Raw genomic sequence first — 510 nt, 5'->3', positions numbered from 1 at the left:
AGTTCTGCAGGTAAATATTTCAGAGCTTCAGTTAAAGCCTTGCGCACTGATTCTGCCTTTGCATCAGGTAATGTTGCCAAGATACAGAGCCGTGTATTTCGTTCAATAAGTGTTGCTATCGAACTTTTATTGTCTTTACCTTTAATTAAATCAGCTTCCCAATGACCCGGTATTTTTCTTTCTTGAACTTCGGCTGGGCGCTCATGAATAGTTTTAATATCCTGTAATATAGAATCTTTTTTAGGTTCACCGTTAGCTTTTCGCTTTTTATTTTCATGACGCAGACAGGATAATAAGTCTTTTTTCAACTCACCCTTTGGTAATGCTCGTATCGTTGAATAAATCGTTGTATGGCTTACATTCATTGTTTGATCCAAATCAGGAAATGTCTTTAAACGTTTTGCTATTTGCTGAGGAGACCATAAACAACGGATCGCTTCAACAATAAATTTCCAGAGGATTGAATCGATTTTGAGTTTTCTGTGACCACGTCTACGTCTAGCGAAGGTG

The 510-nt window shown here is 37.6% G+C and carries 1 pseudogene; it reads right to left on the bottom strand.

Going from position 1 to position 510, the window contains the following annotated elements:
- Positions 1 to 510 (bottom strand): annotated as a pseudogene (locus DPG01_RS18555) (IS30-like element ISAba125 family transposase); the annotation flags it as partial.

This window comes from Acinetobacter sp. WCHAc060042, from assembly GCF_003231195.1.
Classification (GTDB): domain Bacteria; phylum Pseudomonadota; class Gammaproteobacteria; order Pseudomonadales; family Moraxellaceae; genus Acinetobacter.
This window is presented reverse-complemented; position numbering and strand designations above follow the sequence as displayed.